The following is a 15,010-nucleotide window of genomic DNA, read 5'->3' on the forward strand; positions in this document are numbered from 1 at the left end:
TTAGGATGTTACCTGTTCCCGGAGAATGGACGCGGTGAGCGAGATCATGAGGTATATGCCCGCGAAGATAAGAAAGGCCAGTATCGTGTTCTCGAAGCTCCTGGGATAGGTGGCTTCCTGGCTGGGCACCGGCTCGACGCTGGTCGTCAGATAGCGCACTTGCCGGTTGGCTTCCATACGGGTCTGTTCCATCTGCTGCAAGGCCGATTGCAGCAGCATGTCGCGGGTGGCCAGATCGGCCTGCGCCATCTGGATGTTCACGCTCAGCTGTGCCAGCGAATTCTCGCCCTGGCTGACGTCCGTCATGCGCGCGTTCAGATCTTCGAGTTGCGCGTTGAGGCGGCGGATATCGCCGCGAACGCCATCGACGCGCGATTGGTTGGGACGCGGGTTGTCCAGCAGCGCCGCCAATTGCAGATCCTTGTCCAGAAGCTGCAATTCCACGCTGTTGATCTGGCTGCGCAGCCCCGCGATCACGGCCTCGGGGTCCAGCGTCGCACCCTGCAATTGCAGGTTCACAAGCTGCTCCTGCGCCATCCTGCGCTCGGCTTCGGCGTTCTTGAAACTCGCCTCGGCGTCGGCCATCTGGTCGCCGCGCTTTTGCTGGCTCAGGCTGTTCACCCGGTCCTCGGCATAGCCGATCAGGCTGCGGGAGAATTGCGCGCTGACATCGGGATCGGCGGCCACGACTTCCATGCGCAGCACGCCTTCGGTCGGATCATAACCGACCTTGATGTTCTTTTTGTACAGCTTGTAGGCCTGTTCGTTGGTCGGGGTGTCCTCCAGCCGCTGAATGGGGTCGATGAAATCCTGGGTGAAATGCGACTTGAACCCGACATCCCTGTCCAGTCGCAGCATCGCATCCTTGGATTGCAGATAGGACTGCACCGCGATGCTGTCCTGGCTGGTGGCGAATTGGGTGCCGGTCAGCAACCCACCAAGGCCCGAGCCCCCCTGGTTGTCGGCCTGCAGGATCAGGAATTCGGACTTGGTGCCATACATCGGCGTGGCGATCTGGTAGAAGTAGTAGCCCGCCAGAAACGTCGGCAGCATGACGAAGAACGCCAGCCGGGTCAGCAGCAGCCCCAGTTTCTTTTGCCGCCGGCGGGTGATCTCGCGCTGGATTTCGGAAATTTCGCGCGTGCGCCGCTCGGTCGGGCTGAGCTTGGTGGAGGGCAGCGTTTCGCGCCCCAGCGGCACGGTCTGTGGCAGTTTGACATCATCGCCCTTGCCCTGGTCGGTGCGCGCGGGCAGGCCGCCGATGCCGCTCTCGATCGGTTCCTCGTCGTTATGGGGGACCACCAGTTCCAGCATGTTCGAGCGCTGGAACGGATCGATGCCCTGCGCGCGCAGCAGCCGCACGGCGTCGAAATCGGAGGTCGGCGCCAGCCCGTGCTTTTGCGCCACGCGGCGCGCCATTCGCAATTGGCGTCCCGTCAGTCCTTCGCGGCGGATCGCGTCGATATCCAGCTCTCCTTCGACCTCGCGGGCAGAGGATACATCGCCGTCGCGGGCGCGCGGTGCGGGCGGTTCTGCGGGGGCGGCCGGCTTTGGCTGCGCGGCCTGCTCCGGGCGCGGGCGGGGCGGTTGTGGCGCGTCCGCAGTGTCGCGGCGCGCAGAGACAGAGGGCTCGGACGGGTGCGGCGCGGGTGCCGCGTCCACCTTCCGCTCGCTGGGATTGGCATTCTCGGCGCTGGGCGCGGGCGTGCTGCGCTTGATGCGAAACTTCCTAGCCTTGGGTTTGGTAATCATAGAGCTCTTTCGCTTCTTCCAAGGTGTCGAACATGTGAAACTGCCCATCGACCAGCACCGCCGCCGAGCGGGCGAATTTCTCGAGGGTGCTGGGGGAATGGGACACGATGACGATGGTCGTGGTGCGCAGGCGTTCCTGCAGGATTTCACCTGCCTTGCGATTGAATTCGACGTCGGTGCTGCCGGGCATGCCTTCGTCGATCAGGTACATGTCGAAATCCAGCGCCAGCATCAGTGCAAAGGAAAACCGCGACCGCATGCCCGACGAATAGGTGCCAAGCGGCTGGTCGAAATATTCGCCAAGGTTGCACAGCCATCGGCAGTAGCTTTCGACGTAATCGGGATCGAGCCCGTAGAGGCGCGCGATATAGCGGCAATTCTCCATCGCCGACACCTTGGACACCACCCCGCCCATGAACCCCAGCGGAAAGGAGATGTTGCAGCCCCGGCGGATTTCGCCTTCGTCGGGTTTCTCCAGCCCCGCCATCATGTTGATCAGCGTCGTCTTGCCCGTGCCGTTCGGTGCCAGAATGCCCAGGGACCTGCCGAGTTCGACCTTGAACGACACATGATCCAGGATCACCTTGTGCTGTGATCCGGTCCAGAAGGACTTGGAGACATTCTCAAATTCCAGCATCGACTGCTCCGGTTCTGCGGATTGATCCGTGTCGGATCGCGGCCCTCTTTTAGCAGAGGTGTATTAAGCGTCTATCCACCGAATTTGGCCATAGTATGTCGCATCTGGAAACAATTGTACAACACCTATCGGTGCGGATTGCGCGGGCGGCGCGGGCGGGATTGCGGACCCGATCGGCCCGCGGTGCGGTGCCGTGCTCAGTGCCCGATCTCGGTCGGCTCGGCACAGGCGTCGCCGCCGTTTTCGGTCTCCAGCGTCGTGTGGCGGATGTCGTAGCGGTCCGCCACGATCCGACGGATGGCGCGGCGCACCTCGTCTGCGGCGGCGCCGTCGTCCAGCACCACATGCGCGTCCAGCGCCGGTTCATGTTCGCCCATCATCCAGACATGCACATGATGCAGCGATGCGACACCCGGCACGCGCGATACGGCATCGATCACCTGCCGCGTGTCGATGTCCGGCGGGCTGCCCAGCATCAGGATCCGCACCACGCCCGGCATCTCGCGCAGCGATTGCCACAGGATGTACCCCGCGATCAGCAGTGTCGCCGCCGGATCGACCCAGGTCCAGCCCCACAGCAGCACGATCGTGCCCGCCAGGATTACCGCGACCGACCCCAGCGCATCGGCCAGGTTGTGCAGGAACGCGGCGCGGATGTTGGTGCTCGACCGGCTCAGCCGCCAGGTCAGCGCGGCGGTGCCCAGATCGACGGCCAGTGCGACGCCGGCGACCAGCACGATGATCCACCCCGCGACCGGCGCGGGGTTGGCCAGGCGCAGCACGGCCTCGTAGATCAGGTAAAGACCGATCACGACCAGCGTGGTGTAATTGACAAGCGCTGCGACCGGCTCGATCCGGCCATAGCCAAAGGTCATCCGGCCGTCCGCCGGCTGACGTGCGATGCGCCGTGCGAGATAGGCAATGATCAGCGCGACCGCATCCGAGAAATTATGCAGCGCGTCTGCGATCAGCGCCAGGCTGCCCGCTAGGACACCGCCCGCGACCTGCGCGACCGTCAGGCCCATGTTGATCGCAATGGCCCATGCGACCCGCGTGTCGCCGCGCCTCGCGTCGGCGTGAGAGTGAAGTCCGTGCGCCATGGCCGCGTCACCTCTGGACAAAGGCTATCCAAGGCGCGTGCGGGGCACAAGCCGAAGCGGCACGCCCGAGCCTGCGTTCGGCAAACCGGGGCAGTGCAAATCATGGCCGTCCACTTGGCCCCGGGCCGCTGCTGATCTAGATACCCCACGATGACCAGCGTTGCCCCCGATATCCGCCCGCGTTTGCGCGACTGCACGATCTGCGCCGACCGCTTTGCCGCGACGGCCACGCAGCATCGGCCCAATCCGGTGGTGTGGTTCCAGCCCGGCGCGCGGATCCTGATCGCCAGCCAGGCGCCAGGCCTGAAGGTGCACCGCGCCAACACGCCGTTCTGGGATGCCTCGGGCGTGCGCCTGCGCGACTGGCTGGGCGTTGACGAGAACACGTTTTACGACCGCAGCCGCATCGCCATCGTGCCGATGGCGTTCTGCTTTCCGGGCTATGACGCCAAGGGCAGCGATCTGCCGCCGCCGCCGGTCTGCGCCCGCACCTGGCGCGGCGACGCGCTGGCGATGCTGCCCGACATCGCGCTGACGGTGGTGATTGGCGGCCATGCGATGAAATACCACCTGGGCAGGATCGCATCGGTGACCGACGCTGTGCGCAACTGGCGCGACCACGGTCCGGACACCTTTGCCTTGCCTCACCCGTCGTGGCGCAATACCGGGTGGATCAGGAAAAACCCGTGGTTCGAGGCCGATGTGTTGCCCCAACTGCGCGCCCGCGTGAAAGAGGCCCTGAGATGACCCAAGAGACACCGCTCGATGCCGCCCATGCCGCGATGCAGGCCGCGCCCGACGACGATGCGATCCGCCTGCGCTTTTATGAGCGTCTGGCCGAGACGGAATTGTTCATGCTGCTCGAAGCCGAGGCGGAGGAGGACGACGACACGATCACGCCGGAATTGTTCGATCTTGGCGCGGAATCCTGCGTGCTGGTATTTGACCGCGAGGAGCGGTTGGCGGCCTTTGTCGGTCGCGTGGCCCCCTATGTCGCGCTGTCGGGCCGGGTGATCGCGGGCACGCTGGCCGGGCAGGGGATCGGGCTGGGCGTCAATCTCGATGTGGCGCCCTCGTCGATCCTGCTGCCAGGGTCCGCCGTGGACTGGCTGCACCAGACCCTTGGCAATACCCCCGACGAGGTCGAGGCCCGCATCGCCGAGGTGCACCCCCCCAAGGGCCTGCCGGAAACCCTGATCGGCGCCATCGACAGCAAGCTGGCCACTGCCGCCGGACTGGCGCAACGGGCCTATCTGGTGGGCGTCACCTATGACAGCGGCGCGCGGGGGCACATGCTGGGCTTCGTCGGCGCCGTGCCCGAGGCGCAGGGCGCGCTAAGCCGTGCGGCGGGCGAGGCGCTCACGTTTTCGGGCATCGAGGCGGGCGCGATGGACATCGGATTTTTCGATGCCGCCGACAGCGTCGCCGAGCGGCTGGACCGTGTCGGCTTGCGGTTTGATCTGCCGCAGCCCGAGACATTGCAGGCGGTGCGCGCGGCGCCCGGCAGCGATCCGGACAAGCCACCGCTCTTGAAATAATCGCGGGCGCTTCGGGCGCGGATCCTCACGAAACGATCACGCGCCAGCCTTGCGCGGTCACACCTGCGGGAGGTCACGCCATTGCGAGATGCGCGCAGGCCGGCGCCGCGCCTATGCTCGGATCACCGTACCTTCACGTGCCGCACCCGCGCCCGCGCTCCCCGCTGGCAGGGGCGGCCATAGTCTCAGGAGCATTCATGACCCGCTTTCACACCTTTGTCGCCGCCACCGCGGCGGCCCTGACCCTGACCACCGCCGCCCGTGCGGGCGAGCAATACATCGATCCCAACGGCTTTGCGGTCTCGGGCTACGACGTGGTGGCCTATTTCGACCTGCCGCAGTCGCCCGTCGGCACGTCGCAATCGCCCGGCGTGCCCGGCGACAAGGATTTCACCGCCACCTACAACGGCGCGCGGTTTGCCTTTTCCAGCGCCGAAAACAAGGCGCGGTTCGAGGCGGATCCGGCGGCATTCGTGCCGCAATACGACGGCCACTGCGCCTTTGGCGTGGCCAAGGGCGGCAAGGTGCCGGGCAATCCGAACCTGTGGCGGATCATAGACGACAAGCTGTATCTCAACATCACCAAAACTGTGGTGGGCTTCTGGGAGGAGGACATTTCCGGCAACCTGACGCTGAGCGAGGCCAACTGGGTCGACATCGAGCCGCAGGCGGCGTCCAGGTCGGTCATTCCGCAGTTCCGGAGCGCGGCCCCCACAGACTGATCCGTCGCGTCCCGTGGCATGGCCCGAATGCGCGGCCGCGCCGCACGACATGCGTTTGACGGCTGCCGCCCGCAGCCGTCAAACGCGGCCTCCGGCGGAGGTGCTTTCAGCCCAAAGAAACCGGGCCGGCGCCGATCAGTGCGTGGTGTCGAGCAGGCTACGCAGGCGTGACCGTTCGGCGCGGGCATGGGAGACGATGGCCGGCTCGCGCAGCGTGAGCGGGCTGTCCATGCGCAGACCCGCCATCCCGCGCGACAGATCGACCGCGCTGAGCGCCGACAGCGGCACGGCAAGGCACAGGCTGCCGACGATGGGTATCAGCCAGAGCGAGACCAGCCCGGAGACCAGTCCCGCGAGCAGCAGCAGGCCCAGCAGCGTTTCCACCCAGTGGAACGCGGCAAGGGTGCGCAGCGGATAGGCGCGCGCGGTGCGCGCCTGCGGGGTCCAGGGGTCGGGCCGGCCCGAGAGCGAGCGCAGCACGGCGCGGGTCTGCTGGATCATCAGGATGGGTGCGTAGGCAATGGACAGCGCGATCTCGACCGCGAAGGCCGCCACGAAGGCGGCGCGCCCGCCATAGGGGCGCGTCGCCTTGGGGTGGGCCGCGATGATCGCCGCGCCGGCGATCTTGGGCGTGAGCAGCATCGCGTACATGATCGCCAGAAACACCGCGCTGTCGATATGGCTCATGGCGGGGGGCCAGTCGGGGAACAGCGGGTTGGTTTCATTGAAGTAGCGGATCACGTTGGTGTCCGCGTCCTTGCCCAGAAGCGCCCATATCACCAGCAGCACGAACCAGGCGGGCGACAACAGGTAGGCCACCGCCCCGTGAAGCAGGTGGAACCGCGATACCGGGTGCAACCCCTTGGTGGCCAGCAGGCGCAGGTGTTGCAGGTTGCCCCGGCACCAGCGCCGGTCGCGCAGCACATAGTCGATCAGCGTGCCGGGGGTTTCCTCGTAGCTGCCCGAGACGCGCGGGAGAAACCGCACGCGCCAGCCCGCGCGCCGCAACAGCCCCGCCTCGACGAAGTCGTGGCTCAGGATCAGCTGATCGTCTCCTCGGCGCGAGCGCAGGTGCGGCAGGCCTGCCGACTGTGCAAAGGCGCGGGTGCGGATGATGGCATTGTGGCCCCAGTAGTTGCCTTCGCCCCGCGCCCAGATCGCCAGGCCTTCGGCCAGCAGCCAGCCATAGGCGATGGAGGAAAACTGTTGCAGCCGGGCAAAGACCGTGGTCGCGCCGATCGGCACCGGAAAGCTCTGGATCAGGCCCGCGTCGGGGTCGACCGAGAGTTCGCTGGCCAGCCGTTCGATGGCGCGGCCTGTCATCAGGCTGTCGGCGTCCAGCACCAGCATCGCCTCGAAGGCGGCGCCCCAACCGGTGATCCAGTCGAGCAGGTTGCCGACCTTTTTGTCGGTGTTTTCCGCCCGGCGGCGGTAATGTACGGACACGCCCGCGGGCGCGCTGTGGCGCAGGGTCTGGAAGGCGCGCCATTCCTGATCGGCGATGGCATCGTCGCGCGTGTCGGACAACACGAAAAGCGTATAGCCGTGCGGCCCGTTGCGGCGCGCCAGATCATCCAGCATCGCGGCCGCATTGCCGAAGACGTCCCAGGGCACCTCGTTGTAGATCGGCACCAGCAACGCGACATCCAGCGCAGGCGCGTTTTCGGGGCCGCGCGCGGTGCTGTCCTCGCGCGCCAGAAGCCCGGCGATCGCCACGCCTACCGTGCTGACCGACAGCGTGACCCAGACGAAGGTTGCACCGATCATGGTCAGCAAGGCCCATTCGAGGCCCGTCATGCCAGTCTCTGCCAGCCAGCCGAACAGCCCGTAGATCAGCAAGCCGGTGCCCAGAAGCGCCGGTGCGAACACCGCAATCCGCCAGCCCAGTGACCTTTGGCTGCCGTGCGATGCCGCCGTGCGGTGCTGGACGCGTGCGGGCGACGACAGATCTTGGGGCGCCATTTCGAGCGGGGCAGGCGGCGGCATCGCGTCTGATACTGCGCCGGGATCGTGTGCGGGGCGGGTCATGTCCGGGTCCACCTGTAGAGCCAAACTTCGCTGAGCGCGGCCCCGTCCAAGCGCAATTGCGCGCGCAGTTCCGACAGGGGGGCATCGCCTGGCTGGAACGTGAACGCAAGACGCGGCCCATCGGTTTCGGGATTGCGTTGCACGATGCCGGGGGTCAGCGACCCTTCGCTGGATTGCAGGTCGATGGTGATCCGGTCCAGGTCTTGCGGCACCGGCGCGCCGGCTTCGAAATCGATCGCAAAAACGAGGCCGCCTTCGGGTCTTCCGCCCGACGCGGTGTCGATGACGCGCAGCGCGCGTTCGCGCCGGGGCGCCGGGTCGCGCCCCCAGTCGAGCGTATAGCTCAGACTGTGGTCCGTTCCGGCCAGGATCGGTGCGGCGGGCCGCCAGTAGGCGACGATATTGTCGTAGATCTCAAGGTCTGCGGGGATTTCGACCAGCGTCACGGCGCCGCGGCCCCAGCCTTCGCCGGGGGTGATCCAGGCCGATGGGCGCTGGTGATAAAGCGCCTCCAGATCAGCGAAATCCCTGAACGCGCGCGGACGCTGCATCAGGCCGAAGCCGCGTGGGTTTTCGTCGGCAAAGGCGCTGATCTGGAGCGAGGTCGGGTTGGCGAGCGGCCGCCACAGGGCCTCGCCCGCGCCATTGTGGATCGCAAGCCCGTCGCTGTCGTGTACCGCGGGGCGGAAATCCGAGAACCGATGCCGCATCGTGGCGTCGAACAGGAACATCGACGTCAGCGGCGCCAGCCCGACGTTCACCAAGTCGTCGCGGGCGAAAAGCCGTGCGCTGACGGCCATGTGCAACGCGTCGCCGGGCGTGATCTCGAACCGGTAGGCGCCCGTGCAGCTTGGGCTGTCGAGCAGCGCATGCACCACGACGGATGCGGCGCCGGGGGCCGGGCGTTCCAGCCAGAATGCCGTGAAATCGGGGAATTCTTCGCCCATCGGGTCGCCGGTTTTCAGCGCCAGACCTCGTGCGGACAGCCCATATGTCTGGCCCGTGCCGATACCGCGAAAATAGCTTGCGCCCTGAAAGACCGCGTATTCCTGAAAGATGCCCTGCGCTTCAAGCTCGGCGCGCAGGCGCAGACCGGAATAGCCCAGCGTGTCATCGACGGGCAGATCGGGAAAGCCGTCGGTGGTGTCGAACACACCCAGATCAAAACGCAGGGGCCGGGCCATGCCGTCCTCGACCGCGTTGATGGCGACGGCGCGCGGGAAATACAGACCAGGAGGAAACACATCGACGCGCTGCGGCGTGTCCGTTCCGTTCCAAAGCGCGTTGCGCCCATCGAACCAGATCTGGCGGTACTGGTCATAGCTCAGCGCGCGCCATGGCTGCGGGATCGTGGGGCGGGGCGCGTAAGGGGCGGCGGCGCGGTCGCGCGCCAGATCGACGACATGCCCGGCGTCGAAGGGAACGGGTGTTCCGCGGTCCAGCCCGCTGTCCCCGGCCCAGGCCGCGGCAGGGACGGCGGCCAGCGCCGCAAGGGTCTTGAGAGCATCGCGGCGCAGCATCACGTGGCCGCCTTATGCTTGCGCCAGGGATGCGATTTGAACCAGCCGACGCCGTAGGCCACCGCCACGAGCACCGCGGCTCCGGCGGCATTCACCAAAAGCTGCGCGCCCAATCCGCGCGGCAGCACGTCAAGCGCCACGCCCAGAAGCCGCGCGGTGAACATCGACGTGATGAAGACCGCCAGCGACTGCTGTCCGACCTTCATGATGACCGCCAGGATCCTGCGCCACAGCCGCGCGGCCAGGCCACCGGTCTGCGGCGGCAGGATGCGCCGCCCCGCTTCGCCCACAGCGATCCAGGCGACATAGGCGAGCGCCAGAAAATGCACATAGCGCAGTATGCCGAAATCGGTCTTGGCGATCAGCAGGGTGTTGGCCTGTCGCCATGCCTGGATTTCGGGAACCTCGCGGATGATGCGGAAATAGGCCAGCGGCACGATCACCACCACGGTGGCCAGCGCCGCCAGCACCAGCGCCCGGTGACGCGGCGGCGCGGGGATCCAGCCGGACATCAGCGCAAAGCCGGTGAAGAACACCAGTTGCCAGCCGAAGGGGTTGAAGAACCATTCGCGGCTCGACCACGGCTCGGCGGGCAAGGCAAAGCGCCCGGTCTGCGCGCCGGCCCAGACCGCCAGCACCAGCGCCAGGGCAACCAGCGGATGCACGCGGTGGCACGCAACCACCAGCGGCATCATCGCCAGCACCACCAGGTACATCGGCAGGATGTCGAAATAGTTGGGGACATAGGTCAGCGTCAGCAGACCCGGCAGGTTGCGCATCGGGTCATTGAAAAACGGGTGCAGGTTCAGTTGACCAACGTAGTCCGTGGTGAACAGACCCGAGCCGTTCAGCGCGACCATGGTCACCGCGATCGCGAGAAACAGGCAGACATGCGCCCAATAGACCTGCCAGCAGCGGAACGCGACGCGCGCCGCGCCCATCAACAGCCCCTGATCGCGAAACACCGATCCAAAGGCAATGGCCGATGCCATCCCCGAGCAGAACACGAAAACTTCGGTCGCGTCGGAAAAGCCAAAGCGCGCGGGGATCCACAGCGTCGCCCAGTTGCCGGGCGTGTGCGCGATCAGGATGATGAACATCACGATGCCGCGAAAGAAATCCAGCCGCGGATCGCGCGTGCGCACGGCGGACCGCGCACCAAGCGCGGTCACGGTGCGGGCGGGCATCTGGCTGGGATCTGCATATGTCATGCGCGGCCTTTAGGCTTTATTTTCAATGCTGTCACCGGTGTCGCGGGTCACTGCGCGGGAATGCGCCGGGCATGGTCGAGGGTCGCAAACCGGCTGGCGGTAAATCGGTCCTCGGTGCCCGCGCGCAGGGCCATGCGCTGCATCAGGATGTCATGCGCGGCATCCGAGCGCCCGGCGCGCAGCGCGGCGTCGATGGTCATGCGTTCGAACACGTCGCGCTGGGCGTGGCTGCCGCCGATCTCCTGCATGCGGGGCCGCGCCGCATTGAGCTGCACAAAGGCCGCGTCGTATCGTCCTTCGGCAAAGGCATTGAGACCGTCGAGCGCGGCCACCCCGGGGTCGGCCACCCGCGCCGCCATGTCGCCCTGCCGCACCGCATCGCGGGCAAAGCGCGCGGTCAGACGGGCCTTTGCCTCGGGTCGGTCGGCACCGCATAACGCCAGCATGTAATGCAGATCGGCAAACACCAGGCAGCCGTCTTCGGTGCGCCGTTCGGCCAGATCGGCCAGTTCTTCCCAGCGAGGGCCAACGTCCAGTCCCTCCAGCGCGAGCCGCATCAACAGCGACGTGGCGTTGGCGATGTCGCGGTAATCGTCGGTCTTGTCGGCGCGGATCTGCGCATCGTAGAGCCCAAGGGCCACGTCCAGTTCGCCGCGGTCCATGTGCAACAGCGCCTTGTGCCACCACACATGATAGCGAAAGTTGTTGGACTGGCCCCAGGCGGCGGTGTTGCTTTCGATCAGGTCGATGCCCTGGCTTGGGCGCGCGGTCATGTCATAGACATGCGCCACCGCGTGAAGCCCCCATGCGTCGTCGGGCGCATGGACCAGCCCCGCACGCCCGACGGCCTCGGCCCGGTCGTACTCTCCGGTTTCCTCGAGCGTGAAGGCATGGCAGCCCATCGCAAAGCCGCGACAGGCGTGATCGGCCCCATGCGCCGGCAAGACACGTTCGATCGACGCGCGCATGCCCGCCGCATCCCCGAGGATGAAGCGGATGCCGTGGACCAGCTTGGCGGTCAGCGTGTCGGCGGGGGTTTCTGCCAGGATGTCTTCAAGCCTTTGGACGGCGGCGGCGGGGCGACCCGCCAGCCAGTGATCCAGCGCCGCGATCCACCCCGCCGCACGCGCGTCCGGGGCGGTGGCCGTCGCGGCGGCATGGGCGGCGTCGCCGGCCTCGCGCGCCGTCACGACCAGTTCGGCCCGGCCCATCATCAGCGAAAACAGCCCGCGTGCGGCATGCCCCATGGCAAACTGCGGCTCGTGCCGCAGAACCGCGCCCAGATGCACTGGGGTCTGGCTGCCATGTGCCAGAAACGCCAGGATCATCGCGTTCCAGTCGCTCAGGGCCTGGGGCGAGGTTAGCATTACCGGACTGTCGCAGACATCATACATCATTTCATTGTCACCTTTCGGATGAACCTTGCCGTCAATGGTTTACCCGAATAAAGGCGGCCGCGAACCGTTGGCACCCCCGGTCACACGCCAACGTGAAGCTCCGTGTCGGATTCCCAGCGTTATTCAGCGAATTGTTGCACATCCGGCAGGATTTCGCGCGAAAGCGTGCGGAAAATCAGCCCTTTTCGACCGGGGCGCTGGCAAGTGTTGCAAGCACCTGTGCCGTGTCCTGCCCGAACCGCGGCGGCGGACGGCGGTAGCGCACGGGCGTGCGCGACAGCTTGAGCGGATTGGCCAGCAGCCGCAGCCTGCCGTGCGCCAGGTCCGGCGTGTCCATCGTCAGCACCGCGCCGCGCGCCGCCGCCTGATCCGAGGTCAGGGCCTGCTCCACGGTGTTGATCGGACCGGCGGGCACCTTGACGGCGTGCAGCCGGCGCAGGATCTCGTCCTTGGGCAGCGCGGCCAGCAAAGGCGCCAGCACATCGCCAAGCGCGGTGCGGTTTTCGATCCGCGCAAGGTTGGTGGCAAACCGCGCGTCGTCGCCCAGGTCCGGTCGACCGAGAGCATCGCAGAAGCGGACGAACTGCGCGTCGTTGCCCACCGCGATCAGCACATGGCCATCCGCGGCGGCAAAGGCATCGTAGGGCACGATATTGGGGTGCGCATTGCCGCGCCGTTCGGGCAATTGCCCCGACGTCAAATAATTCACGCCCTCGTTCACCAGCCACGCCATCTGCGCGTCCACCAGCGCCAGGTCGATATGCTGGCCCTCTCCGGTGGCGTCGCGGTGGCGCAAGGCCGCGAGGATCCCCACGCAGGCATACATCCCGCACATCACGTCGGCGATGCCCACGCCGACCTTCATCGGCGGGCCGTCGGGCGCGCCGGTCAGCGACATGATCCCACCAAAGCCCTGCGCCATCAGGTCGTAGCCCGGCTGATCCCGGTGCGGCCCGGTCTGTCCGAAACCCGAGATCGAGCAATACACCAGTCCGGGATGCGCCGCCCGCAGCGTCGCATGATCAAGCCCGTATTTCACCAGCCCGCCGGGTTTGAAGTTTTCCACCACCACATCGGCGCGCGCGGCCAGCCGGCGCAGCGTCTGCTGCCCTTCGGATGTCGAAATATCCACCGCGACAGAGTGTTTGTTACGATTGGCGGCCATGAAATACGCGCTGAGATCGGTCGGCGCGCCGCTGGCGTCGCGGGCATAATGCGGCCCCCATCCGCGTGTGTCGTCGCCGCCCGTTCTGGGGTTTTCCACCTTGATCACCGTGGCCCCCAGATCGCCCAGCAACTGCGTCGCCGTCGGCCCCGCAAGGATCCGGCTGAGGTCCAGCACCACAAGCCCGGACAGGGCCATCGGCGTGTCAGATGCGGCCATCGTAGCCTCCCTTGTCGATCTGCGCGGCGATCACGGTAAAGGTCGGGCAGGCCAGCGCGGCCTCAAGCGCCGCGCTCAACTCACCCCGGTTTGACACGCTGTGCCCCGCACCGCCAAAGGCCCGTCCCATCGCGGCAAAGTCGTGCCGGGCGAAATCGACGCCCGCGTTGGGCAATTGCCGTCCGCGCTGTTTCAGGTCGATCAGCGCAAGTGACGCATCCACGAAAACCACGAAAATCGGCGCGATCCCAAGCTCGGCCGCCGTGGCCAGTTCGCCCGCGACCATCAGGAACCCGGCATCGCCCGAAAAGGACACCACCGGTGTATCGCCCGCTGCCAGCTTTGTGCCCATCGCCAGCGGCACCGCGCAGCCCATCGTGCAGAGGCCCGAGGATTGCACCAGCCCGCGCGGCGCGTCGCAGGCCCACATCTGGCTGAGCAGGATGCGGTGCGCGCCGCTGTCGGCGCTGGCGATCGTGCCGCGTGGCAGGATGCGGCGGCAGGTGTCGATGACCGCCGCCGGTCCCCAGTCGTCGGTCCGCGGGAAAGCCTGGGCAAGGGATGACCTCAGGGCTTCGATCTCGCCGCCGGTCCAGGTGTCGCGCGGTGTGACGCCGTCGCCGATGGCCGCCAGCGAGGCCGAGCAGTCGGCGACGATGTTCAGGGTGGATTGGTGCATGTAATGGTGGTTCGGCTCTGCCGTGATGTCGATGACGGTCTGCCGGTCCGGCGACCACGCGTCGCGCCACCCGGTGCGCATTTCGATCGGATCGTAGCCCACGCCGAGGATCAGGTCGGCGGACTGCACGAAAGGCAGCAGGTGGCTGTCGGCCAGCGGCGACAGCCCCGCGCCGCCAAGCGACAGGGCGTGATTCTCGGGGATCAGGCCCTTGGCCTTGTAGGTGGTGATCACCGGGATGTTGAACCGCTCTGCCATCGCGCGAACGGCGCCACCGGCCCCTTGGGTCATGGCATCGACGCCGACGATCATCACCGGCCGGTGTGATGCCGCCAGCCATTCGCGCGCCGATGCCAGGGCCTTGCCCGCCGGGGCGGTGGCGGCGGCGGGCGCGCGGCGCGGGCCGGACGCGTCGGGCAGGCGGGCATCGGCGACGGCGATCGGCACGTCGATGTGCACCGGTCCGGGTCGGCCTTCGGTGGCGATGGCCAGCGCCTTGTCGGCGATCACGTGCGCGGCACCGGCGGTCAGCGAGAACGTCGCCTTAGTGATCGGGCGGAAGACCGCCTGCTGGTCCAGTACCTGATGGGTATAGGTCTGCGCCTCGTCGGCATCGACGGCTCCGGTCAGCACGATTATCGGCACCCGGTCCTGATGCGCATTGGCGACCGCGTTGACGCCGTTGAGCGCACCGGGCCCCACCGTCGCCACGAGAATGCCCGGTGCGCCGGTGCGGTGATGCACCCCTTCTGCCATGAAGGCGGCGGCGTTCTCATGCTTGGCCAGCACAAATCGTATTCCGGCCGCTTGGAGCGCGTCGACGAGAGTCAGGACCTCGCCGCCCGGCATCCCGAACGCATACCGGCAGCCCGCATCGTGAAGCCGCCGGGCGATCACGTCGGCGGCGCGCAGGGTCGGAGAGGGGACGGTTGGGGCGGGCATCGGCGGCTCCTTGTCGGCGGCATCTGGGGCAGCAGAACCACGCGGGCGACAGGCTGGCAACTCATCTTTGCGTGCGCTTTGTGACAGCCGGGCTCCTTGA

At 66.9% G+C, this 15,010-nt stretch carries 12 protein-coding genes; 3 read left to right on the plus strand and 9 right to left on the minus strand.

Annotated elements, in window-relative coordinates:
• The 3 genes from FDT80_RS12865 to FDT80_RS12875 all read right to left on the minus strand — a co-directional run bounded on the left by FDT80_RS12865 (position 1) and on the right by FDT80_RS12875 (position 3,489).
• On the minus strand, positions 1-1,752 hold the full coding sequence (locus tag FDT80_RS12865; protein ID WP_138662719.1) for a KpsE/RkpR family capsule polysaccharide export protein: 1,752 nt from the start codon (positions 1,750-1,752) through the stop codon (positions 1-3).
• Positions 1,730-2,389, minus strand: coding sequence for an ABC transporter ATP-binding protein (locus FDT80_RS12870; RefSeq protein WP_138662720.1), 660 nt, complete (start codon positions 2,387-2,389; stop codon positions 1,730-1,732). Before FDT80_RS12870 ends, FDT80_RS12865 begins: the two co-directional genes overlap by 23 nt.
• 197 nt (positions 2,390-2,586) lie before the next feature.
• On the minus strand, positions 2,587-3,489 hold the full coding sequence (locus FDT80_RS12875; RefSeq protein ID WP_138662721.1) for a cation diffusion facilitator family transporter: 903 nt from the start codon (positions 3,487-3,489) through the stop codon (positions 2,587-2,589).
• 150 nt (positions 3,490-3,639) lie between these two features.
• Here FDT80_RS12875 and FDT80_RS12880 point away from each other — a divergent pair, with 150 nt between their 5' ends.
• The 3 genes from FDT80_RS12880 (at position 3,640) to FDT80_RS12890 (ending at position 5,749) form a co-directional block, all read left to right on the plus strand.
• Complete coding sequence (locus FDT80_RS12880) at positions 3,640-4,236, plus strand: uracil-DNA glycosylase family protein (protein ID WP_138662722.1); 597 nt, start codon at positions 3,640-3,642, stop codon at positions 4,234-4,236.
• Complete coding sequence (locus FDT80_RS12885) at positions 4,233-5,027, plus strand: SseB family protein (RefSeq protein ID WP_138662723.1); 795 nt, start codon at positions 4,233-4,235, stop codon at positions 5,025-5,027. The genes FDT80_RS12880 and FDT80_RS12885 overlap by 4 nt, the downstream gene beginning before the upstream one ends.
• A gap of 197 nt (positions 5,028-5,224) precedes the next feature.
• Positions 5,225-5,749, plus strand: coding sequence for a YHS domain-containing (seleno)protein (locus FDT80_RS12890; RefSeq protein ID WP_138662724.1), 525 nt, complete (start codon positions 5,225-5,227; stop codon positions 5,747-5,749).
• Between the two features lie 135 nt (positions 5,750-5,884).
• Here FDT80_RS12890 and mdoH read toward each other — a convergent pair whose 3' ends face one another.
• The 6 genes from mdoH to FDT80_RS12920 all read right to left on the minus strand — a co-directional run bounded on the left by mdoH (position 5,885) and on the right by FDT80_RS12920 (position 14,910).
• Positions 5,885-7,777: a glucans biosynthesis glucosyltransferase MdoH gene (gene mdoH, locus FDT80_RS12895; RefSeq protein ID WP_138662725.1), complete on the minus strand. Its 1,893-nt coding sequence runs from the start codon at positions 7,775-7,777 to the stop codon at positions 5,885-5,887.
• Positions 7,774-9,297, minus strand: coding sequence for an OpgD/OpgG family glucan biosynthesis protein (locus tag FDT80_RS12900; RefSeq protein ID WP_138662726.1), 1,524 nt, complete (start codon positions 9,295-9,297; stop codon positions 7,774-7,776). Before FDT80_RS12900 ends, mdoH begins: the two co-directional genes overlap by 4 nt.
• Positions 9,297-10,508, minus strand: a complete 1,212-nt coding sequence (locus tag FDT80_RS12905; RefSeq protein WP_138662727.1) for an OpgC family protein — start codon at positions 10,506-10,508, stop codon at positions 9,297-9,299. The genes FDT80_RS12900 and FDT80_RS12905 overlap by 1 nt, the downstream gene beginning before the upstream one ends.
• Positions 10,509-10,555: 47 nt before the next feature.
• Positions 10,556-11,905 (minus strand): tetratricopeptide repeat protein, encoded by a 1,350-nt coding sequence (locus FDT80_RS12910; protein ID WP_138662728.1) that lies wholly within the window; start codon positions 11,903-11,905, stop codon positions 10,556-10,558.
• Positions 11,906-12,080: 175 nt separating this feature from the next.
• Positions 12,081-13,289 carry a CaiB/BaiF CoA transferase family protein gene (locus FDT80_RS12915; RefSeq protein WP_138662729.1) on the minus strand — a complete coding sequence of 403 codons (1,209 nt, stop codon included), beginning with the start codon at positions 13,287-13,289 and terminating at the stop codon, positions 12,081-12,083.
• Positions 13,276-14,910 carry a thiamine pyrophosphate-binding protein gene (locus tag FDT80_RS12920; protein ID WP_138662730.1) on the minus strand — a complete coding sequence of 545 codons (1,635 nt, stop codon included), beginning with the start codon at positions 14,908-14,910 and terminating at the stop codon, positions 13,276-13,278. Before FDT80_RS12920 ends, FDT80_RS12915 begins: the two co-directional genes overlap by 14 nt.
• Between the last annotated feature and the right edge of the window lie 100 nt (positions 14,911-15,010).

It is taken from the genome of Sulfitobacter sabulilitoris (assembly GCF_005887615.1).
In the GTDB taxonomy this organism is placed as follows: Bacteria; Pseudomonadota; Alphaproteobacteria; order Rhodobacterales; family Rhodobacteraceae; genus Sulfitobacter_E; species Sulfitobacter_E sabulilitoris.

Excerpts from the sequence above, each read along its gene's own strand:
- FDT80_RS12865 (WP_138662719.1), bottom strand. The coding sequence starts at position 1,752 with ATGATTACCAAACCCAAGGCTAGGAAGTTTCGCATCAAGCGCAGCACG.
- FDT80_RS12870 (WP_138662720.1), bottom strand. The coding sequence starts at position 2,389 with ATGCTGGAATTTGAGAATGTCTCCAAGTCCTTCTGGACCGGATCACAG.
- FDT80_RS12875 (WP_138662721.1), bottom strand. The coding sequence starts at position 3,489 with ATGGCGCACGGACTTCACTCTCACGCCGACGCGAGGCGCGGCGACACG.
- FDT80_RS12880 (WP_138662722.1), top strand. The coding sequence starts at position 3,640 with ATGACCAGCGTTGCCCCCGATATCCGCCCGCGTTTGCGCGACTGCACG.
- FDT80_RS12885 (WP_138662723.1), top strand. The coding sequence starts at position 4,233 with ATGACCCAAGAGACACCGCTCGATGCCGCCCATGCCGCGATGCAGGCC.
- FDT80_RS12890 (WP_138662724.1), top strand. The coding sequence starts at position 5,225 with ATGACCCGCTTTCACACCTTTGTCGCCGCCACCGCGGCGGCCCTGACC.
- mdoH (WP_138662725.1), bottom strand. The coding sequence starts at position 7,777 with ATGACCCGCCCCGCACACGATCCCGGCGCAGTATCAGACGCGATGCCG.
- FDT80_RS12900 (WP_138662726.1), bottom strand. The coding sequence starts at position 9,297 with ATGCTGCGCCGCGATGCTCTCAAGACCCTTGCGGCGCTGGCCGCCGTC.
- FDT80_RS12905 (WP_138662727.1), bottom strand. The coding sequence starts at position 10,508 with ATGACATATGCAGATCCCAGCCAGATGCCCGCCCGCACCGTGACCGCG.
- FDT80_RS12910 (WP_138662728.1), bottom strand. The coding sequence starts at position 11,905 with ATGATGTATGATGTCTGCGACAGTCCGGTAATGCTAACCTCGCCCCAG.
- FDT80_RS12915 (WP_138662729.1), bottom strand. The coding sequence starts at position 13,289 with ATGGCCGCATCTGACACGCCGATGGCCCTGTCCGGGCTTGTGGTGCTG.
- FDT80_RS12920 (WP_138662730.1), bottom strand. The coding sequence starts at position 14,910 with ATGCCCGCCCCAACCGTCCCCTCTCCGACCCTGCGCGCCGCCGACGTG.